Genomic DNA, 17,568 nt, shown 5'->3' with positions numbered 1-17,568 from the left:
CCGCCTTCGTCTTCGCGAACGGTACTGATCCATCTAGCAAGGAAATTTGATGTCTACGCGCAAGGGCCACTCAAAAGCCTCCCCACCACCATCGAAATATCAGTTGCAAGACCTGCTTGACGTTCGCGCCAGCCTTGACCTGCTGGAAGCGCGCAAGCCTGGCGAAGCCCGGCAAAAATGCGATGCAGTGCTCAAGCGCGCGCCCAATCTGATCTTCGCCCACAATGCCCGCGGATTGATTGCCATACAAGAATACGATTACGCGCTGGGAGAAAAATGGCTGAGAAAGGCCATGGAGGGAGATCCAAGCAACGCGGAATATGCCACCAGCCTGGCAAATTGCGTCCTCAAACAGGAGCGCGTCGATGAGGCGATCGAGCTTTTCGAACGCGCCATCGCCTGCGACCCTGACAATCGCGATGCCCGCATCGGCCTGGCCAATGCCCTGCATGAAAAGAACGACCCCGAAGCGACAATTGCCTATTTTGAAGATGCAGTAGCGCGCGAACCCAGCGCGCCGGGGCCCCTGAGCCACTTGGGACGGGCGCTGATTGACGCCAAACGCTTGAACGAAGCAGTATCGACGATCATGAAGTCGCTCGAACTGCAGATCAGTTTCGCCCCCGCACATACCGCACTGGGCGAAGCCTTCTATGCCATGAACATGTACAAGGAGGCTGTCGAGTCGCACAAGACCTCCTTGCTGCTGGACCCAACGGACAGCTACGCGCATTACAAGATCGCAGATGCCTATCTGAAGCTCGATGAGGTCGACAAGGCGCATGAGCATTACCGGCGCGTCATCGAACTGCTGCCCAACGATGCCAACAGTTATGCCAAATTAGCCGTCAGCCTCGCAAATACACAAGATCGCGTCGAGGAGGCACTGGCCCTGTTCAACAAAGCGCTCGAACTCGATCCGCGCCATGCCCTGACTTACAACAACATCGGCGCCATCATGCATGACCATGGACGCCGCGAAGAAGCCATCCCGTACTTCAGGAAGGCACTGGAACTCAAGCCGAATTACTCGACCGCCATGCACAACCTGGCACTCAGCCAGCTCTTGCAAGGCAACCTGAAAGAAGGCTGGGCAAACCACGAAAGCCGCCTGGTCACGCGCGAACGGGCCGATGTCTATCGCGTGGTGCACAAGCTGTTCAAGATCATCCCCAAATGGGATGGCGTCTCCTCGCTCAAGGGCAAGCGCATCTTCTTGATGCACGAACAAGGCTTTGGCGACAGTATCCAGTTCCTGCGCTATGCCAAGCTGGTCCAGGAACTGGGGGCAGAGGTTGCCGTACACGTCAAGAATCCCCTGTATCGCTTGTTCCAGAGTTATTCGCCGGACATCATGCTGGTGCGCGAGAGCGACCCGATACCCCGCTGCGATTACGCCTACATGCTGATGAGCCTGCCTCACGCATTAGGCACCGATACCATCGACGACATCCCCGTCCTGCCCTCCTATTTGTCGGCCGAAGAGAGCAGCAAGGCCATCTGGAAAGACAAGATCGAAAGACTGTCCAAACCGGGCAATCTGCGCGTCGGTTTTGTCTGGGGCGGCAACCCGGAGCACGGCAACGATCGCCGCCGCTCCATCCCGTTGACCAAGCTGCTGCCCCTGTTCAATCTTCCGGGCATCGACTATTTTTCGTTGCAAAAAGGCAAACCCACGGCGGATCTGAACAATCTGCAACCCGGCCTCCCTGTGTTCAACCTGGGCGACGATTGCACGGATTTTGCCGATACGGCGGCCGCCATCGCCAATCTCGACGTCGTCATCAGCGTCGACACCTCGGTCGCGCACCTGGCCGGCGCACTCGGCGGCCCCACTTGGGTAATGCTGCCGCATACGCCTGACTGGCGCTGGCTGCTCGACCGCGACGACTGCGTGTGGTACCCGAACACCCGGCTCTTCCGCCAGCCGGAAGAAGGCAACTGGGAGGCCGTCATTGCAAAAATGGCAACCGAATTGACTGCCATGCGCAATCGATAAAGAACCGTTGGCGCGCAAAAGCAGAGCCGGATCGATATTTTGCGCGCCGCCCGCCCTCAAAAAACGGACACAAGCCCCCTTTCATTGACTCATCCCAGGGCGTTTGCAAAACATCCTGATGATGCCAATCTGAAAACAAAAGGGCATCCCCTCCCCTCGTGATACAGTTTTTTTGCCATTCCATCTTCCCGCTGTGCAATTAAACCTAAAGTTTTGGATGAAGACGCCGAAAAGGGATTTGCTTGGTTACTTTTTAAGCACGTAGTTTTGGTTCGGAAAGCCCTGAAAAGATTTTTTGCGAATAGCCCTAAACTTTTTCCAAGGCTGCCCGATAACGCATACAACAGAGGTTGAAACGCCTGGGACTCATGGGTAGAAGACCAAAGTTAAGCACTGAAACTCGGATCATCGGTCTCAAATCTTAGGAGAATTAGCATGGCATCAATCATCAACACCAATATCCCGTCGCTCAACACGCAACGCAACCTGAGCGCGTCGCAGTCGTCGCTGAACACCTCCATCCAACGCCTGTCCTCCGGCCTGCGCGTCAACAGCGCCAAGGACGATGCCGCCGGCCTGGCAATTGCCGACCGCATGAACGCCCAGGTCAAGGGCCTGGCAGTGGCGCAACGTAACGCCAACGACGGTATCTCGATGGCCCAGACCGCTGAAGGCGCTCTGTCCACCGTGACCGACAACCTGCAACGTATGCGTGAACTGGCTGTGCAAGCAGCCAACGGCACCAACGGCGCCCAGGACCGCAAGACCCTGAACGACGAATACACGCAACTGTCGCAAGAAGTCTTCCGCGTGCTGAACGGCACCTCCTTCAACGGCCAGAACCTGTTCACCGGCGTCGGCCAAGGCGCTTCGGCTGGCATCGGTTCCGATTCCAACAGCGTTTCGGCTTCGCTGACCCTGTCGTTCCAGGTCGGCGCCAACGTCGTTGACAACAAGCTGAACGACCAGATCACCATCACCCTGGACGACCTGTCGAACAATGGCACCATCGCCAGCGTCATCGGCACCAGCGCCAAGGGCCTGATCGGCCTGGGCGACACCAGCGGCGTGAGCACTGCCCAAGCCACCTATACTTCGGCCAAGGCTGCCCTGGACGACCTGTTCGCCACCGGCTCGACCCTGACCGCCGAAGCACTGGCCTCTTCGGCTGTGACCCTGCAAGCCTCCATCGACAGCGCCAAGCTGAGCCTGGATGCCGCAGTTGCCGCTCCGAGCGCGCAAAGCGATGCGCAAAACGCGATCAAGAACCTGGACAAGGCAATCAACCTGATTTCGTCCAAGCGTGCGGAATTCGGTGCGGTGCAGAACCGCTTCACCGCGGTTATCAGCAACTTGCAAGTGTCGAGCGAGAACATCACCGCGTCGCGCAGCCGTATCATGGATACCGACTATGCGGCGGAAACCTCGAACTTGAGCCGTGCGCAGATCCTGCAACAAGCCGGTACCGCAATGCTGTCGCAAGCGAACTCCTCGCCACAGTCGGTTCTCTCGCTGTTGAAATAAGCCTGAGAGCTAGGTAGGATGGCGTGCGGAGGATAGTTGATATTCTCCGCACGTTCCTTTAAGGAAGGGAGTAACACCATGTCGATTGCCCCACTTAATATAACAACTGCAGGCGACTCGGGCACCGCATACGCGCTGCCGCAGACTGCCGCAAAGCCCGATCCAGTGGTATCGACCGTTGCACCGGCTGCGGCGCCTGAAGCCCGCCGCACTGCTGAAAGCGACGTCAATGATGCAGTCGGCAAGCTGAATGATTTCGCCGCCGCCAACGCATCGGCCCTGAACTTCTCGAAAGATGAGGACACCGGCAAAACGATTATCAAGGTTGTCGATACGGCCACCGATACCGTCATTCGCCAGATTCCCAGCGAAGAAGCCATTGCAATTGCAAAATCGATTGATAAGATGCAAGGCTTGCTGATCAACCACAAGGTTTGAGTCTGGTACGAACTGCAGTGGCATGTTGGTCTCATGCACCACAGTTCATAACGGATTCGAGTATTTATTTCGCACAGCGTCAACCCATTGCACCGACGCCGTACTTAAGAGCCAACAATCGTCACTCTTGACTGCGCCGTAGCCTGCATGACGCCGTGCGCAACGCATAGATTCAGGAGTGAACAATGGCGACTTCCACCGGCACCATCTCCACCTCGGCGGGCCCTCTCGACGTAGCAACGCTGGTCAGCCAGCTGATCTCGGCCGAAAGCCAGTCCCAACTGACGCCGCTGACCACCCAGGCCAGCAGCTACAACACCCTCATCTCCGCCTATGGCAACCTCAAGAGCGCGCTGTCGACTTATCAAAGCGCGATCAAGGCCCTGACTTCGGCCAGCTTCAGCTCGCAAAAAAGCACCGTCAACAATGCCGGCACCGGCACCAGCCTCACCACCGACCCATTCACCGCCGACGTCAACACCGACGCGTCGACCAAGGTCCTCGCGCAGAAAATCAAGTCTGACGGCGTTTCCAGCGGCACAATATTCAATGCCGGCGACTCGCTCGCCATCAAGGTCGGCACCAACTCGCCCACGTTCATCACGCTCAAGGCCGACGCGACCCTGGCCGGCGTGCGCGATGCGATCAATGCCTCCAAGGCAGGCGTGACCGCGTCCATCGTTACCGACAGCACCGGCGACCACCTGGTACTGGAATCCAATACCGGCGGCACGGCCAACACCATCAAGGTCACGGCCAACAACACCCTGTCCCGTTTTGCCTATGACGCATCCAGCTCGACCCCGAGCAGGATGACCCAGACCCAGGCGCCGCGCGATGCATCGCAGGCCACCTCGGGCAGCTACAGCGTGTCCGTCTCCCAACTGGCGCAGACGCAAAAGCTGAGTTCGACCGGATTCGCTCCCGGCGCCACATTCGAGAAGGGCCTGCTGGCGATCAAGACGGGCACCGGCTCGACCACCATCATCAAGCCGACCACCAACACCCTGCAGGGCGTGCGCGATGCCATCAACGCCAGCGACGCCGGCGTCAATGCCACCATCGTCAGCGACGGCACCAACGACCATCTGGTGATCACGGCCAAGGACAGCGGCGCCGCCAACACCATCAAGATCACCGGCACCGACAATTACGCCGCCTTCTCGTTCGACCCAAGCGGCACGCTCACCTCGCCCAATGTGACGCCGGGCCAGCCATACAGCCCCACCAACGGCACCCTGAGCCTGAAAGTCGGCGACACGACCACGGCCATCACGCTCAATGACGCCGACAACGACGGTTCGATCAGCCTGAGCGAAGTGATGGCTTCGATCAATGCCGCCGGCGCCAACGTCACGGCCAGCATCAGCAACGACGGCAGCAACGACCACCTGGTGCTGACCCCAACCGGCTCGGCGGCGACCAGCGCGGTCTCGTTGACCGGCACCGGCGACTATTCAGGCCTCACCATGAGCGGCATGGGCCAGTTGCTCAAGGCGCAGGATGCCAAGCTGTCGATTGACGGCGTGACCGTCACCAGCCCCAGCAACAAGGTCGAAAACGTCATTTCCGGCGTCACGCTGAACCTGGCCAAGGTCACCACCTCGGCCGACAACTTCACCCTGAATATTTCCAACGACACTACCGGCGTCACCTCGGCGGCCAACAGCTTCGTTTCGGCATACAACACGCTGGCCAAGGCCATCGCCGACATGACCAAGCAGACGCCGTCGACCAAGCTCGGGGAAGCCTCGACGTCCTCGCCGCTGGCCAGCGAATCGTCGGTGCAAAACATCATGACCCAGTTGCGCAGCACGCTGTTCAGCTCGGTGGATGGCGGCAACGGCATCAGAACGCTGTCCGATATTGGCATTTCTTTCCAAAAAGACGGCACGCTTGCGCTTGACGCAACCAAACTGTCGACGGCGGCCAGCAGCAATTTTGCCGGCATCGCCAACCTGTTCAACGCCACCGACCCCGATACCACCAACACCACCTCGTCCAAAAATGGTATCGTCACCAAGTTGCAATCCCTCTTGACCGGCATCCTGAGCGACAACGGCATCATTGCCTCCAAGACCAATGGCCTGCAAGCCAGCCTGAAAATCAACCAGGATCGCCAGACGGCGGTGCAAGCCCGCCTGTCGAACATGAAGGATGCCTACACCAACCAGTTCAACCAGCTCAACATCACCCTGGCCAGCATGGCGGCGACGCAAAGCTACCTGACCCAGCAATTGGCCAACCTGCCCAAGGCAAGCAGCTGACGCTGATACGGCGAACATAGGAGAACGTCATGTTCGGAAGCATGAAACGCGGGGCAAACGCCTACGCCAATATCGGCATGGAAACCGGCGTGCTTGCCGCCAGCCCGCACAAACTCATTACCATGCTGTTCGATGGCGCATTGGTCGCCATTTCGCTGGCGAAGAAGTACATGGCCGAAGGCGATATCAAGAACAAGGGCGAGTCCATCACCAAGGCCATCCTGATCATCGACAACGGCCTGCGCGCCAGCCTCAACAAGGATGTCGGCGGCGACCTGGCGCTGAACCTGGACGCGCTGTACGAATACATGAGCCGCCGCCTGTTCGAAGCCAATGCCAGCAACAACCCGGCCATCCTGACCGAGATCCATGGACTGCTCGACGACATCCGTTCAGCCTGGGAACAAATCGGGCCGAGCGTGGCGGAACATGCGGCACCGCAAATGCCGGTCGCCAGCGGCGCCGGCCATCCCCAAAACAGCTTTGCGAAAGCGTGAATATGAACGGTGATCACGTCATCGCCATTTATGAGTCGATTGCCACATTGACCGACGAGATGCTGTCCGCCGCACGCGCCAGCGACTGGGAATTGCTGGCCTCGCTGGAAATCCAGTGCGGCAAGCATATCGCCACCCTCAAGAACTTTGAAGATAACGTTTCCCTTTCCGAGCAGCACCGCCATCGCAAGGTCGACATCATCCGGAAAATCCTGGAGGATGACCGCGATATCCGCAACTTGACGGAGCCGGGCCTGCGCCGCCTGTCGGCGCTTATCCAAAGCAACCAGACAGAACAAAAACTGCTCAATACCTACGGCACAGGTAACTGACCATGCTGCCGCGGGCCGACATCGCCAGCGCCGTCCAGCCCGTCAACGCCGCCGTGGCCGCGACCGCGATCGTTTCGGTCGCCGATACCAGGCAGGAGGCCTTCAGCCGCCTGGCGCAAATCGCCATCGGGCAGCAGATGCCTGGGCGCATCCTCTCCAATTTCAATGACGGCACCTACCTGGTGCGCATCGCCAATACCGCGGCACGCATGGTACTGCCGGCCAACGCGCGCACCGGCGACTCGCTGGTATTGACGCTCGTCTCCAAGGATCCCCGCCCTACCTTTTCCATCAAGGAAAGCAACCTCCAGGCCGACGAGGAAAGCGCCGCGGTGTCGCTCAGCACCGCCGGGCGCGCCATGCAGAAAGACCTGCAGTCGCTGCGGGCAGTCACCCGCGAAGGCGCCGACCAGGTCGCCGAAAACGAAGAAATCCCGCTCGATCCCGGCGCCAAAGGCAACAGGCAAGCGCAATCCAATGCCCCCGCCAGCACCACCACGACCCTCAGCAACGCCGGCAAGCTGATCGACAGCTTGCTGCAGGCATCCCAGCAAGGCAGCGTCGCCAACCACGCATCCTCTCCTGCCGCACTGGTATCGCAAGCCGGCGCACCGGCCGCCCAGGTCGCCACAGCGCTGCACGACGCCATCGCCAACAGCGGCGTATTTTACGAGTCCCATGTCGCAGCCTGGGCGGAAGGCAAGCGGCCGCTGGAAGAACTGATGAAGGAACCGCAGGCCCAGGTCGCCCGCCAACATGCCGGCGACATCAACCTGCTGAACCAGAACGACCCGGCCCAAAGCCAGCTGGGACAGATCATCAACCTGCAGCTCAACGCCCTGGAACAGCAGCGCCTCGTCTGGCACGGCGAAGTCTGGCTAGGACAGCATATGGAATGGGAAATCAGCCAGGAACACCAGGACGGCAATTCCCAGCAACAGGATGAAGAGGCCGCGCCCCCGGCCTGGCATAGCCTGGTGCGCTTCAATTTCGAGCACCTTGGCGGCATCTCGGCGTCGATCCGGCTGATCGGCCAGCAGATCCACGTCCAGGTCAAGACCGACAATGAAAAAACCGCCGCCGCCCTGCGCAGCAACAGCGCCATGTTCGCCGACGCCATGTCGGCCGCCGGCACTTCTCTGGACTCGCTGATCGTCAAGCAAGATGGAGAAACCTAATATCCCCCTGCAGAACGCGGTTGCGCTCGCCTATAACGCCAGCCAGGCTGCCCCTACGGTCGTCGCCAAAGGCAGCGGATTGGTGGCCGAGGCCATCATTGCCCGCGCCCAGGAAAGCGGCGTCTATATCCACGAATCCAAAGAACTGGTTTCGCTGCTGATGCAAGTCGAACTGGACCAGCAGATCCCGCCCGCCTTATATCGCACTGTCGCCGAATTGCTGGCCTGGTTATATCGTATTGAAAATATGCAATTAAGCGAGCCCGTGATGTATGATATAGGGTCAATTACCACTACAAATACTTCAGGGGAAGGCGATCCCATTCGCTGAATTCAGACGTACAAGAAACGCAGATGGCTAACCACGACGAGATCGATGACGACAGCCCATACCGGGTTCACTCACGGAGGGAAATCATTTCCCTTCTCAACAACATGCTGGAGAAAAACCAGCTGCTGAGCCTGCTGATCAAGGGTGGCGACGAGTCCATCATCACGTCGATACTGGAAATCGATGAAGATGCCGATGCCCTGATCATCGATGCCGCCCCCAGCGCGTCGCTCAATGAGAATATCGTTACCAGCAACCGCATCGGTTTCGAGGCGCTGTACAACAACATCCGCATCACCTTTACCGCCGACAAGGCGTACCACGTCCAATACCAGAACCGGCCGGCGCTGAAGGTCGGCATTCCCGCCAGCCTGGTGCGCCTGCAGCGCCGCGAATATTTCCGCATCGCCACGCCGATCGCCAAACCGCTGCGCTGCACCTTCCGCATCACCCAGCCGGACGGCTCTTTCGCTACCGTCATCACGCAGCTCAACAATATCAGCGGTGGCGGCGTCGGCATTACGGATGAAAAAAAGATCCTGCCGACCACCACCGGCGTGATCTACGAAGACTGCCAACTGGAACTGGCCGATAACACCCTCGTTTCGGTCAAGCTGCAGATCCGTGACTGCAAGGAATTCAAGATGGCCACCGGCAAGACGGTCAACCGCTTTGGCTGCGAATTCGTCAATCTCTCGCGCGCAGTCGAATCCGCCGTCCAACGCTTCATCACCAAGCTGGAACGCGAACAGAACGCCAAAGCCTCAGGCATGCTTTAAGAACCTGTTTACGATCCCGCCTGCCCAATAAAAAACCCGCCGATGCGGGTTTTTTATTGCTGCTCCAGCAACAAACTTGATCGCCGGAAAAACTGACAAACGTCAACACAATTCCGTCACACCTGCATCGTCATGATATCGCGGTAAGCCGACACCAGTTTGTTGCGCACCTGGATGCTGGTCTGGAATGAAATACTGGCCTTCTGCGACGCGACCATGACATCGGAAAGGTTGATGTTATCGTCGCCCAACGCAAACGCCTGGGACATCCTGGCGGCCTGCTTCTGCGAATCGTTGACCTGGTCGATCGCACCTTTGAGCACGTCGGAAAAGTCCACCCGCGGCGCGGCCTTCTCGACTGCCGAAGCAGGCACCACCGGCACTGCCGCGCCCTGCGCGCGGGCCGCCGCGGCCTTCAGCTGCGCCACCATCGCCTCAATCCTGCTGGTATCGATTGCACTCTCAACTGCCATATTCCACCTCGCGATTTCAGTCTTCGCCATTGCCCTGGGCACGCTACCCGCAATGCCGCTTTCTACATCAGCACCTTAACATCATTGCATTTACAACTCGCAACAATAAGCGGGGAATTTGCCATTCTGTTCGGCCGATCAAATTCCCCCGCTGCACGGACAATCCACACTAAGCAAAAATCCTATTCAAGGACAAATAAGCAGTGAACAAAGTCATTATCAACCTGGCAACCGAGGGTACGCCAGAGGGGAAATCATGGCGGTAGCAGCCGATGGTACGATGACCAGCGACCCAAACTCTCCCGCAGACGAACACGGCACTGCGGGAAATGCTGCATCCGATCAAATGAGCGCCAACCAGGGGGGCGTGCTCGGCTATGCCCGCTCGCAACAAGGCCGGCGCATCTTGCTCATCGTCGCCGCGGCGGCCACCGTCGCCCTGATGATCGGCATCTGGATGTGGAGCCAGAAGGTCGAGTACCGGGTTCTGTTCTCCAACTTCAATGACCGCGACGGCGGCGCCATCGTGGCCTCGCTGCAGCAGATGAACGTGCCCTACAAGTACTCGGACGGCGGCACGGCCATCCTCGTGCCCGAGAACATGGTGCATGACGCGCGCCTGAAACTGGCGGCGCAAGGCCTGCCCAAGGGCGGCAACGTCGGCTTCGAGCTGATGGAAAACCAGAAACTCGGCATTTCCCAGTTCCTTGAACAGGTCAACTTCCAGCGCGCGCTCGAGGGCGAACTGGCGCGCTCAGTGCAATCGCTGTCGTCGGTGCAGACCGCCCGCGTGCACCTGGCCCTGCCCAAGGCCTCGGTCTTCGTGCGCGACCAGCAAAAGCCGACCGCCTCCGTGGTGCTGAGCCTCTACCCCGGCCGCTTCCTGGATGGGCAGCAAGTCAGCGCCATCGTCCACCTGGTAGCCAGCAGCGTGCCCGAACTCTCGCCCAAGGCCGTCACCATCGTCGACCAGAACGGCAACCTGCTCTCCGACACCACCAAGCAAGCCCAGACCAATACTCTGGATCCGACCCAGCTCAAGTACGTCCAGGACCTGCAGCAAGACATCGTCAAGCGCGTCGAATCGATCATTGCCCCCATCGTCGGCAATGGCAACGTGCGCGCCGAAGCGACGGCAGACGTCGACTTCTCGCGCACCGAGCAAGCCGCCGAAACCTACAAGCCGAACCAGACGCAGGACACTGCCGCGGTGCGCAGCAAGCAAAGCAGCGAAGCGTCCAATTCGTCGACCGGCACCTCCGGCGTTCCGGGCGCGCTGACCAACCAGCCCCCGGCACCGGCCACCGCCCAGATCGTCAATCCGGCGCCGCCGGGCCAGGCCGGCGCAGCCGGCACGCCTAATGGCGCGGCTCCCGCCCCCACCGCCAGCGGCAATTCGCGCAAGGACGAAACGATCAACTACGAGGTCGACAAGACCGTCCGTTATACGCAGCAGCCCATGGGCGGCGTGCGCCGCCTGACGGTGGCCGTGGTGGTGAACTACAAGCGCACCGTCGACAACACCGGCAAGATCGTCATGCGTGCGCTGACCGAAGCCGAACGCAACCAGATCACCGACCTGGTCAAGGAAGCGATGGGCTACAACAAGGATCGCGGCGATTCGCTCAACGTGGTCAACACCCAGTTCAGCACCGATCTCGAGCCGGAACTGCCGCTGTGGAAGCAGCCGAACATGATCGAACTGGCCAAGGAAATCGGCAAGTATGTGCTGCTGGCCGCCGTGCTGCTGTACCTCTACTTCGGCGTGCTGCGCCCGATCATCTGGAAACTGTCGGGACGCGAAGAACGCGAGCGCCTGGAGAAGGAAAAGGCCGAGGCCGAAGCCGCCGCAGCGGCTGCCGCGGTCGCCGCCGGCTTCGATCCCGACGATCCGGACGCCATCGTCAACCTGTCCGGCGGCGAAGCCGAAATCGATGAGCGCGCCCAGTACAAGGCCAACCTCGAAATCGCCAAGCAGTGGGCCAAGAACGATCCCAAACTGGTGGCAAGCATCATTAAGGCATGGGTGAATAATGAGTAACGACGGCGTTCAAAAAGGTGCCATCCTGATGTTGGCACTGGGCGAGGACGAGGCCGCCGAGGTCATGAAATACCTCGGCCCGCGCGAAGTCCAGAAGCTCGGCGCCGCCATGTCGGCACTCAAAAACGTCAGCTTCGAAGAAATCAATGTCGTGCTGGAAGCGTTCGTGGCCGAAACCGGCCAGGCCTCCTCGCTGGGCCTGGATTCGGACGAATACATCCGCAGCGTGCTCACCAAGGCGCTGGGCGACGACAAGGCGACCTCCCTGCTCAACCGCATCCTGGGCGGGCGCGATGCCAGCGGCATCGAAAGCCTCAAGTGGATGGACGCGCAGTCGGTGGCCGAACTCATCCGCAACGAACACCCGCAGATCATCGCCACCATCCTGGTCCACCTGGAGCGCGACCATGCCTGCGGCATCATCAACAATTTCACGGAACGCCTGCGCAACGACGTGATCCTGCGCATTGCCACCCTCGACGGCGTGCAGCCGGCCGCGTTGCGGGAGTTGAACGACGTCCTGACCAAGCTGCTGACCGGCAACGAAAGCCTGAAGAAACAGCAGATGGGCGGCATCCGCACCGCGGCCGAGATCCTCAACTTCATGTCCGGCGAGAACGAAACCTCGGTCATGAACAACCTGCGCTCCTACGACGAGGACATGGCGCAGAAGATCATGGACGAGATGTTCGTCTTCGAGAACATCATCGACATCGACGGCCGCGGCATCCAGCTGCTGCTGCGCGAAGTCCAGTCCGAATCGCTCATCGTCGCGCTCAAGGGCGCCTCGCAGGGCCTGCGCGACAAGATTTTTGCGAACATGTCGCAGCGCGCGGCGGAAATGATGAAGGAAGACCTGGAGTCCAAGGGCCCGGTCCGCCTGTCCGAAGTCGATGCGCAGCAAAAGGCGATCCTGCAGATCGTGCGCCGCCTGGCCGACGAAGGGCAGATCGTGCTGGGCGCCAAGGGCGAAGATGCCTTCATCTGATGCAGTCCGGTTGGAGTTAATCTAAAGCCATGCGTGCGAAGATCATCCCCAAGGAAGAAATGACGCCCTACCAGCGCTGGGAGCTGGCGTCTTTCAACGAGCCGGAACCTGAGCCGGAACCTGAGCCCGCAGCCTACGAAGATCCGCTCGACGAAGAGCCGCCACCGCCGCCGCAGCTGACTGCCGAGCAACTCGACGCCATCCGCGAAGCCGCCCGCCAGGAAGGTTTTGCCGAAGGCCGCCAGCACGGCCTGGAGGCGGGCCGCGCCGAAGGCTACATGGCCGGGTTGCAGCAAGGCCAGAAAGAAATCAACGAAGTCATCCAGCACTTCCGCCAGATCGCCGCCAACTTCGGCGCCGAAGTCGCGCAATGCAGCGAGACCATGGCGCCGGAACTGCTCGACCTCGCGCTGGACCTGTCCAAGGCCATGCTCAAGACCGCGCTCAACGCCCGCCCGGAACTGGTCCTGCCCACCGTCAGCGCCGCCATCCATTCGCTGCCGGTGTTGCAATTGCCGGCCATCCTCTCGCTTCACCCCGAGGATGCCGCGCTGGTGCGCGAACACATGGGCGACGAGCTGGCCAAGCATCACTGGAAGATCGAAGAAGATGCGCAGATCGAACGCGGCGGCTGCCGCGTCGAAACCCGCAGCAACCAGATCGACGCCACGACGCAGACACGCTGGAAACGCCTGGCCGAATCGCTCTCCAAACAACTTGACTGGCTGGACTGACGCCATGCCGCCCGTTCGTCCGGCCCGATTCGACCGCTGCCTGGGGGGCGCCGCATGAACTCCCCGATGCCCTCCCACAGCAGCCTGTGGCAAGCTTATCTGCATAACTGCCGCAGCCTGATAGACATGACCGAAGCCACCCAGACCGCCGGGCGCATCACGCGCGTGGCCGGCTTGGTGATGGAAGCGGTCGGCCTGAAACTGCCGGTCGGCAGCCCCTGCAACGTGCCCCTGCCCAACGGCACCATGATCGAAGCCGAAGTGGTCGGGTTCCAGGACGAACGCCTGTTCCTCATGCCGCAAAGCGATGTCGAAGGCATCGTGCCCGGAACCCGCGTGTTTCCTGTCGAGCCGGTCAAGCCGCCGCCGCGCACCGGCCCCATCAGCTTCACGCCGCGCCGCGCCGACGAACACAGCCGCCGCCTGCCGGTCGGCGACGAATTGCTCGGCCGCGTGCTCGACGGCGCCGGCCGCCCGCTCGACAACCTCGGCCCCCTGCATACCGAACGCTCGGCGCCGCTGGCCGTGCGCGCCGCCAACCCGCTCAACCGCGCGCCCATCCGCGACATCCTGGACACCGGCGTGCGCGCCATCAACACCATGCTCACCGTCGGCCGTGGCCAGCGCATGGGCTTGTTCGCAGGTTCAGGCGTGGGCAAGAGCGTCTTGCTGGGGATGATGGCGCGCTATACCAGCGCCGACGTGATCGTGGTCGGGCTGATCGGCGAACGCGGCCGCGAAGTCAAGGAATTCATCGAACAGATCCTCGGCCCCGAAGGCCTGGCGCGCTCGGTGGTGGTCGCCGCCCCGGCCGATACCCCGCCGCTGATGCGCCTGCAAGGCGCCGCCTATTGCACCGCCATCGCCGAACACTTCCGCGACCAGGGCAAGGATGTGCTGCTGATCATGGACTCGCTCACGCGTTACGCCATGGCCCAGCGCGAAATCGCCCTGGCCATCGGCGAACCGCCGGCCACCAAGGGTTACCCGCCCTCGGTATTTGCCAAACTGCCAGCCCTGGTCGAACGCGCCGGCAACGGCGAAGAAGGCGGCGGCTCCATCACCGCCTTCTACACCGTGCTGACCGAAGGCGACGACCAGCAGGATCCGATCGCCGACGCCGCGCGCGCGATCCTGGACGGCCACATCGTGCTCAACCGGCAACTGGCCGAAGCCGGGCATTATCCCGCCATCGATATCGAACAATCGATCAGCCGGGCTATGCACAGCATCACCGACGAAGAACACCAGCGCCGCGCGCGCCATCTGAAACAGCTGTATTCCCGCTATCAGCGCAATCGCGACCTCATCAGCGTGGGCGCCTATGCCGCCGGCAGCGACCCCGTCCTGGACGAGGCCATTGCCTTATTGCCAAGAATCGAGGCGTTTTTGCAGCAGGCAATCCAGGAGCGGGCCGATGTATCAGAGAGCTTGAGGCAACTTACCGCTCTATTCGGTTGATTGAGCGCCGGCCCCCAAAAATATAATCAAAGCTATCATGGCTACCCCCTCTGCACTCGAGACGCTGATCGACCTGGCGACGAAAGAGACCGACGAAGCAACCAAGCGTCTCGGCCGGGCGATCCGCGTGGGCGAAGAGGCGCAGCAGAAACTTGCCATTTTGCAACAATATCGCGACGATTACGCCGCACGCTTCCAGGAAACACTGACCACCGGCCTGACGGCGCTGAGCTACCGCAACTTCCAGCTCTTCATTGAAAAGATCGATACCGCCATCACCGGCCAGCAGGATGTGGTGTACAGCACCCAGCAGAAAGTGGCCGATGCGCGGCTGGCATGGCAAGCCTGCGAACGCAAGCGCATGTCCTATGACACGCTGGCCACGCGCGCCAGGGAAAAGCAATTGCAGCAGGAAAACCGCCGCGACCAGAAGACAACGGATGAACATGCCTCGCGCATTACCTTCTACAAACGATAAACGAACGACCGACGCAACAACGATCAGCAAGTTACTGGACAGGACTATCCCATGAACACATCCCTGCCGCTGTTGAATGTGATCACCGGCTCGCAAAGCGCCGCCACCGGTTCGCGCTCGTCCAATCCGGCCGACAGCTTCACTGCCGACGCCCCGTTCAACCAGGTGCTCAACAGCCAGGTCAGCAACCGCAACGCCGAAAACAGGTCGCAGGACAAGCCGCGCGCGGCCGAAGCGCCAGCGCAGCCCAGCCAGCCTGCGCAACCCGCGGCCACCGCCAACAAGGCCGCCACATCCTCTTCCTCCACCGCCTCGTCGACCGCCTCGGCCGACAAGAAGCAAAGCGACGACAAAGACGAAGACCAGGCCGACGACAGCACCGCCCAGGCTTCTGCCGAACTGCTGGCCCTGGTCGCCAACCTCGGGCAGAACGCGGTCAAGCCGGCAACCGACAGCAAGGGCGAAAACGCCGATGCCGACCTGCTGGCGCAAGCCAAGCGCGGCGTATCGAAGCAGTCGTCGCTGCGTGGCGATAGCGATGAACAACCCCAGGCACTGGGCGGCAAGGACAAGAAAATCGACTTCGCGGCCCTGCAAGGCAGCGTCAATGCCAACAACGTCAACAACGCCAACGGCGGCAAGACGGAAGCCGTCCCCGAATCCGCACAGCAGCATGCCGATGCCGCGGCACGCCCGGCCAAGGACGCCAAACCCGCCATCGATTTGAGCAGCGCCGATGCCAAGGCTGCACCGAAGGAAGATGCCAGCGCGCTGGCGTCCCGCGCCCAAACCGCCAAAGCCGCGCCGGAACTGGCCGCGTTGAAGCAGGATGCTCCGCAGGCCACCCCGGCCCCGGCAGTCATGCCGGCGATGCAGCAGGCCATGGCGGCCAACCAGCCGCGAGCCGTGTTCGCGGCCTATACCGACAAGATCCAGCCCAACGTCGGCAGCGCCGGCTGGGACCAGGCGGTCGGCCAGAAAATCACCTGGATGGTCAGCGGCGGCATCCAAAGCGCCTCGCTGACGCTGAATCCCCCCGACCTGGGCCCGCTGCAGGTGGTGCTCAGCGTGAACAACTCGCAGGCCGACGCCACCTTCACCACGGCCCAGCCCGAAGTCAAGCAGGCGCTGGAAGCGGCCATGCCCAAACTGCGCGAAATGATGGACCAGGCCGGCATCCAGCTGGGCCAGGCCACCGTCAATACCGGCATGCCCAACCAGCAACAAGGCGCCAACGGCCAGCAGGCGCGCGCTCCCTCCTCTTCCGGCAGCTTCGGCGGCAAGGGCGAGGATGGCGATATCGCAGCCGCCACGGGCAATGCCGCCGTCACCGGCGGCGGCCTGGGCCTGGTCGACACCTTCGCTTGAATCCGGAGAGATCAGGAAAACAGGCAACAAGCGCACAGGCAACACCGGGGAATCGAATTATCGTCCGCGCCGGACTCAACAATAAGAATTCTTTGCCGATAAGCACACATCAGGCTACACGCGCTGACGAACAGAAAGGAAAGTAGATGGCAACAAAAGGAAAGGCCCCGGCCAAAGGCGCCGAAGCGGATACGGCTCCGGCGAAGTCCAGCAAGAAGATGCTGTTCATCATCGTCGGCGTGGTGCTGGTGCTGGCGATCGGCGGGGCAGCGTTTTTCATGATGGGCGGCAAGAACAAGAAGGACGACGAGCGCGCCGACGAGAAGGTCGAAGCCAAGGCGCCGACCTTCGTGGTCATCGAGCCGTTCGTCGTCAACCTGCAGCAGGAAACCGGCGACCACTACCTGCAAGTGGCCATGACCCTGCAAGTGCCCAACGGCGCGACCGCCGAAGCGCTCAAGCTGTACATGCCGCAAGTGCGCAGCCGCCTGCTGATGGTACTGTCGAGCAAGAAAGCATCCGAGCTGCTGACCAGCGAAGGCAAGCGCAAATTGACCGACGAGATCATCGACCAGTTGGGCGAACCCTTCTCCGGCAGCGGCAAGGGCCCCGTGATCACCGACGTGTTCTATACGTCCTTCGTGATCCAACAGCAGTAAGAGCGTAAGAGAAGTCAGAGA

The 17,568-nt window shown here is 61.0% G+C and carries 17 protein-coding genes; 16 read left to right on the top strand and 1 reads right to left on the bottom strand.

All coding sequences use genetic code 11. The features are described from left to right. Positions 1 to 49 precede the first annotated feature (49 nt). The 9 genes from FB598_RS13990 to FB598_RS13950 all read left to right on the top strand — a co-directional run bounded on the left by FB598_RS13990 (position 50) and on the right by FB598_RS13950 (position 9,345). Positions 50 to 1,999, top strand: a complete 1,950-nt coding sequence (locus FB598_RS13990) for a tetratricopeptide repeat protein (protein ID WP_141915682.1) — start codon at positions 50 to 52, stop codon at positions 1,997 to 1,999. Between the two features lie 435 nt (positions 2,000 to 2,434). After that, positions 2,435 to 3,523: a flagellin gene (locus FB598_RS13985; RefSeq protein WP_141915684.1), complete on the top strand. Its 1,089-nt coding sequence runs from the start codon at positions 2,435 to 2,437 to the stop codon at positions 3,521 to 3,523. 78 nt (positions 3,524 to 3,601) lie between these two features. Further along, entirely contained in the window at positions 3,602 to 3,961 is a 360-nt protein-coding gene (locus FB598_RS13980; RefSeq protein ID WP_141915686.1) for a flagellar protein FlaG, read from the top strand. Positions 3,962 to 4,146: 185 nt separating this feature from the next. Next, positions 4,147 to 6,228, top strand: coding sequence for a flagellar filament capping protein FliD (gene fliD / locus FB598_RS13975; RefSeq protein ID WP_141915688.1), 2,082 nt, complete (start codon positions 4,147 to 4,149; stop codon positions 6,226 to 6,228). A gap of 29 nt (positions 6,229 to 6,257) precedes the next feature. Beyond that, a complete protein-coding gene (gene fliS / locus FB598_RS13970) occupies positions 6,258 to 6,725 on the top strand; it encodes a flagellar export chaperone FliS (RefSeq protein WP_141915690.1) in 468 nt (155 codons plus the stop codon). A gap of 2 nt (positions 6,726 to 6,727) precedes the next feature. Continuing rightward, positions 6,728 to 7,057: a flagellar protein FliT gene (locus FB598_RS13965; RefSeq protein ID WP_141915693.1), complete on the top strand. Its 330-nt coding sequence runs from the start codon at positions 6,728 to 6,730 to the stop codon at positions 7,055 to 7,057. Between the two features lie 2 nt (positions 7,058 to 7,059). Continuing rightward, positions 7,060 to 8,235, top strand: coding sequence for a flagellar hook-length control protein FliK (locus FB598_RS13960; RefSeq protein ID WP_141915695.1), 1,176 nt, complete (start codon positions 7,060 to 7,062; stop codon positions 8,233 to 8,235). Next, positions 8,222 to 8,566, top strand: coding sequence for an EscU/YscU/HrcU family type III secretion system export apparatus switch protein (locus FB598_RS13955; RefSeq protein WP_141915697.1), 345 nt, complete (start codon positions 8,222 to 8,224; stop codon positions 8,564 to 8,566). Before FB598_RS13960 ends, FB598_RS13955 begins: the two co-directional genes overlap by 14 nt. A gap of 23 nt (positions 8,567 to 8,589) precedes the next feature. Beyond that, positions 8,590 to 9,345 carry a flagellar brake protein gene (locus FB598_RS13950; protein ID WP_141915700.1) on the top strand — a complete coding sequence of 252 codons (756 nt, stop codon included), beginning with the start codon at positions 8,590 to 8,592 and terminating at the stop codon, positions 9,343 to 9,345. Positions 9,346 to 9,461: 116 nt separating this feature from the next. Here the strand turns inward: FB598_RS13950 and fliE are convergent, their stop codons facing one another. After that, entirely contained in the window at positions 9,462 to 9,818 is a 357-nt protein-coding gene (gene fliE / locus FB598_RS13945; RefSeq protein WP_141916061.1) for a flagellar hook-basal body complex protein FliE, read from the bottom strand. Positions 9,819 to 10,074: 256 nt separating this feature from the next. Here fliE and fliF point away from each other — a divergent pair, with 256 nt between their 5' ends. The 7 genes from fliF to fliL all read left to right on the top strand — a co-directional run bounded on the left by fliF (position 10,075) and on the right by fliL (position 17,547). After that, positions 10,075 to 11,859, top strand: a complete 1,785-nt coding sequence (fliF, locus tag FB598_RS13940) for a flagellar basal-body MS-ring/collar protein FliF (protein ID WP_141915702.1) — start codon at positions 10,075 to 10,077, stop codon at positions 11,857 to 11,859. Next, positions 11,852 to 12,847 (top strand): flagellar motor switch protein FliG, encoded by a 996-nt coding sequence (gene fliG, locus FB598_RS13935; RefSeq protein WP_141915704.1) that lies wholly within the window; start codon positions 11,852 to 11,854, stop codon positions 12,845 to 12,847. Before fliF ends, fliG begins: the two co-directional genes overlap by 8 nt. Before the next feature lie 29 nt (positions 12,848 to 12,876). Next, positions 12,877 to 13,581 carry a flagellar assembly protein FliH gene (gene fliH / locus FB598_RS13930; protein ID WP_141915707.1) on the top strand — a complete coding sequence of 235 codons (705 nt, stop codon included), beginning with the start codon at positions 12,877 to 12,879 and terminating at the stop codon, positions 13,579 to 13,581. A gap of 54 nt (positions 13,582 to 13,635) precedes the next feature. Then, positions 13,636 to 15,042, top strand: a complete 1,407-nt coding sequence (gene fliI / locus FB598_RS13925) for a flagellar protein export ATPase FliI (protein ID WP_141915709.1) — start codon at positions 13,636 to 13,638, stop codon at positions 15,040 to 15,042. A 37-nt stretch (positions 15,043 to 15,079) separates the two neighbouring features. Further along, positions 15,080 to 15,520 carry a flagellar export protein FliJ gene (fliJ, locus tag FB598_RS13920; RefSeq protein WP_141915711.1) on the top strand — a complete coding sequence of 147 codons (441 nt, stop codon included), beginning with the start codon at positions 15,080 to 15,082 and terminating at the stop codon, positions 15,518 to 15,520. 51 nt (positions 15,521 to 15,571) lie between these two features. Beyond that, the gene (locus FB598_RS13915) at positions 15,572 to 16,888 is read left to right on the top strand and encodes a flagellar hook-length control protein FliK (RefSeq protein WP_141915714.1); all 1,317 of its coding nucleotides are present in this window, start codon (positions 15,572 to 15,574) and stop codon (positions 16,886 to 16,888) included. A 146-nt stretch (positions 16,889 to 17,034) separates the two neighbouring features. Further along, the gene (fliL, locus tag FB598_RS13910; protein WP_141915716.1) at positions 17,035 to 17,547 is read left to right on the top strand and encodes a flagellar basal body-associated protein FliL; all 513 of its coding nucleotides are present in this window, start codon (positions 17,035 to 17,037) and stop codon (positions 17,545 to 17,547) included. Positions 17,548 to 17,568: the final 21 nt, after the last annotated feature.

Origin of the sequence: Herbaspirillum sp. SJZ106 (genome assembly GCF_006715495.1) — a bacterium.
Classification (GTDB): domain Bacteria; phylum Pseudomonadota; class Gammaproteobacteria; order Burkholderiales; family Burkholderiaceae_D; genus Herbaspirillum.
The sequence above is the reverse complement of the archived record's forward strand: the minus strand, read 5'-3'. Positions and strand labels throughout refer to the sequence as shown.

Excerpts from the sequence above, each read along its gene's own strand:
- FB598_RS13990 (WP_141915682.1), top strand. The coding sequence starts at position 50 with ATGTCTACGCGCAAGGGCCACTCAAAAGCCTCCCCACCACCATCGAAA.
- FB598_RS13985 (WP_141915684.1), top strand. The coding sequence starts at position 2,435 with ATGGCATCAATCATCAACACCAATATCCCGTCGCTCAACACGCAACGC.
- FB598_RS13980 (WP_141915686.1), top strand. The coding sequence starts at position 3,602 with ATGTCGATTGCCCCACTTAATATAACAACTGCAGGCGACTCGGGCACC.
- fliD (WP_141915688.1), top strand. The coding sequence starts at position 4,147 with ATGGCGACTTCCACCGGCACCATCTCCACCTCGGCGGGCCCTCTCGAC.
- fliS (WP_141915690.1), top strand. The coding sequence starts at position 6,258 with ATGTTCGGAAGCATGAAACGCGGGGCAAACGCCTACGCCAATATCGGC.
- FB598_RS13965 (WP_141915693.1), top strand. The coding sequence starts at position 6,728 with ATGAACGGTGATCACGTCATCGCCATTTATGAGTCGATTGCCACATTG.
- FB598_RS13960 (WP_141915695.1), top strand. The coding sequence starts at position 7,060 with ATGCTGCCGCGGGCCGACATCGCCAGCGCCGTCCAGCCCGTCAACGCC.
- FB598_RS13955 (WP_141915697.1), top strand. The coding sequence starts at position 8,222 with ATGGAGAAACCTAATATCCCCCTGCAGAACGCGGTTGCGCTCGCCTAT.
- FB598_RS13950 (WP_141915700.1), top strand. The coding sequence starts at position 8,590 with ATGGCTAACCACGACGAGATCGATGACGACAGCCCATACCGGGTTCAC.
- fliE (WP_141916061.1), bottom strand. The coding sequence starts at position 9,818 with ATGGCAGTTGAGAGTGCAATCGATACCAGCAGGATTGAGGCGATGGTG.
- fliF (WP_141915702.1), top strand. The coding sequence starts at position 10,075 with ATGGCGGTAGCAGCCGATGGTACGATGACCAGCGACCCAAACTCTCCC.
- fliG (WP_141915704.1), top strand. The coding sequence starts at position 11,852 with ATGAGTAACGACGGCGTTCAAAAAGGTGCCATCCTGATGTTGGCACTG.
- fliH (WP_141915707.1), top strand. The coding sequence starts at position 12,877 with ATGCGTGCGAAGATCATCCCCAAGGAAGAAATGACGCCCTACCAGCGC.
- fliI (WP_141915709.1), top strand. The coding sequence starts at position 13,636 with ATGAACTCCCCGATGCCCTCCCACAGCAGCCTGTGGCAAGCTTATCTG.
- fliJ (WP_141915711.1), top strand. The coding sequence starts at position 15,080 with ATGGCTACCCCCTCTGCACTCGAGACGCTGATCGACCTGGCGACGAAA.
- FB598_RS13915 (WP_141915714.1), top strand. The coding sequence starts at position 15,572 with ATGAACACATCCCTGCCGCTGTTGAATGTGATCACCGGCTCGCAAAGC.
- fliL (WP_141915716.1), top strand. The coding sequence starts at position 17,035 with ATGGCAACAAAAGGAAAGGCCCCGGCCAAAGGCGCCGAAGCGGATACG.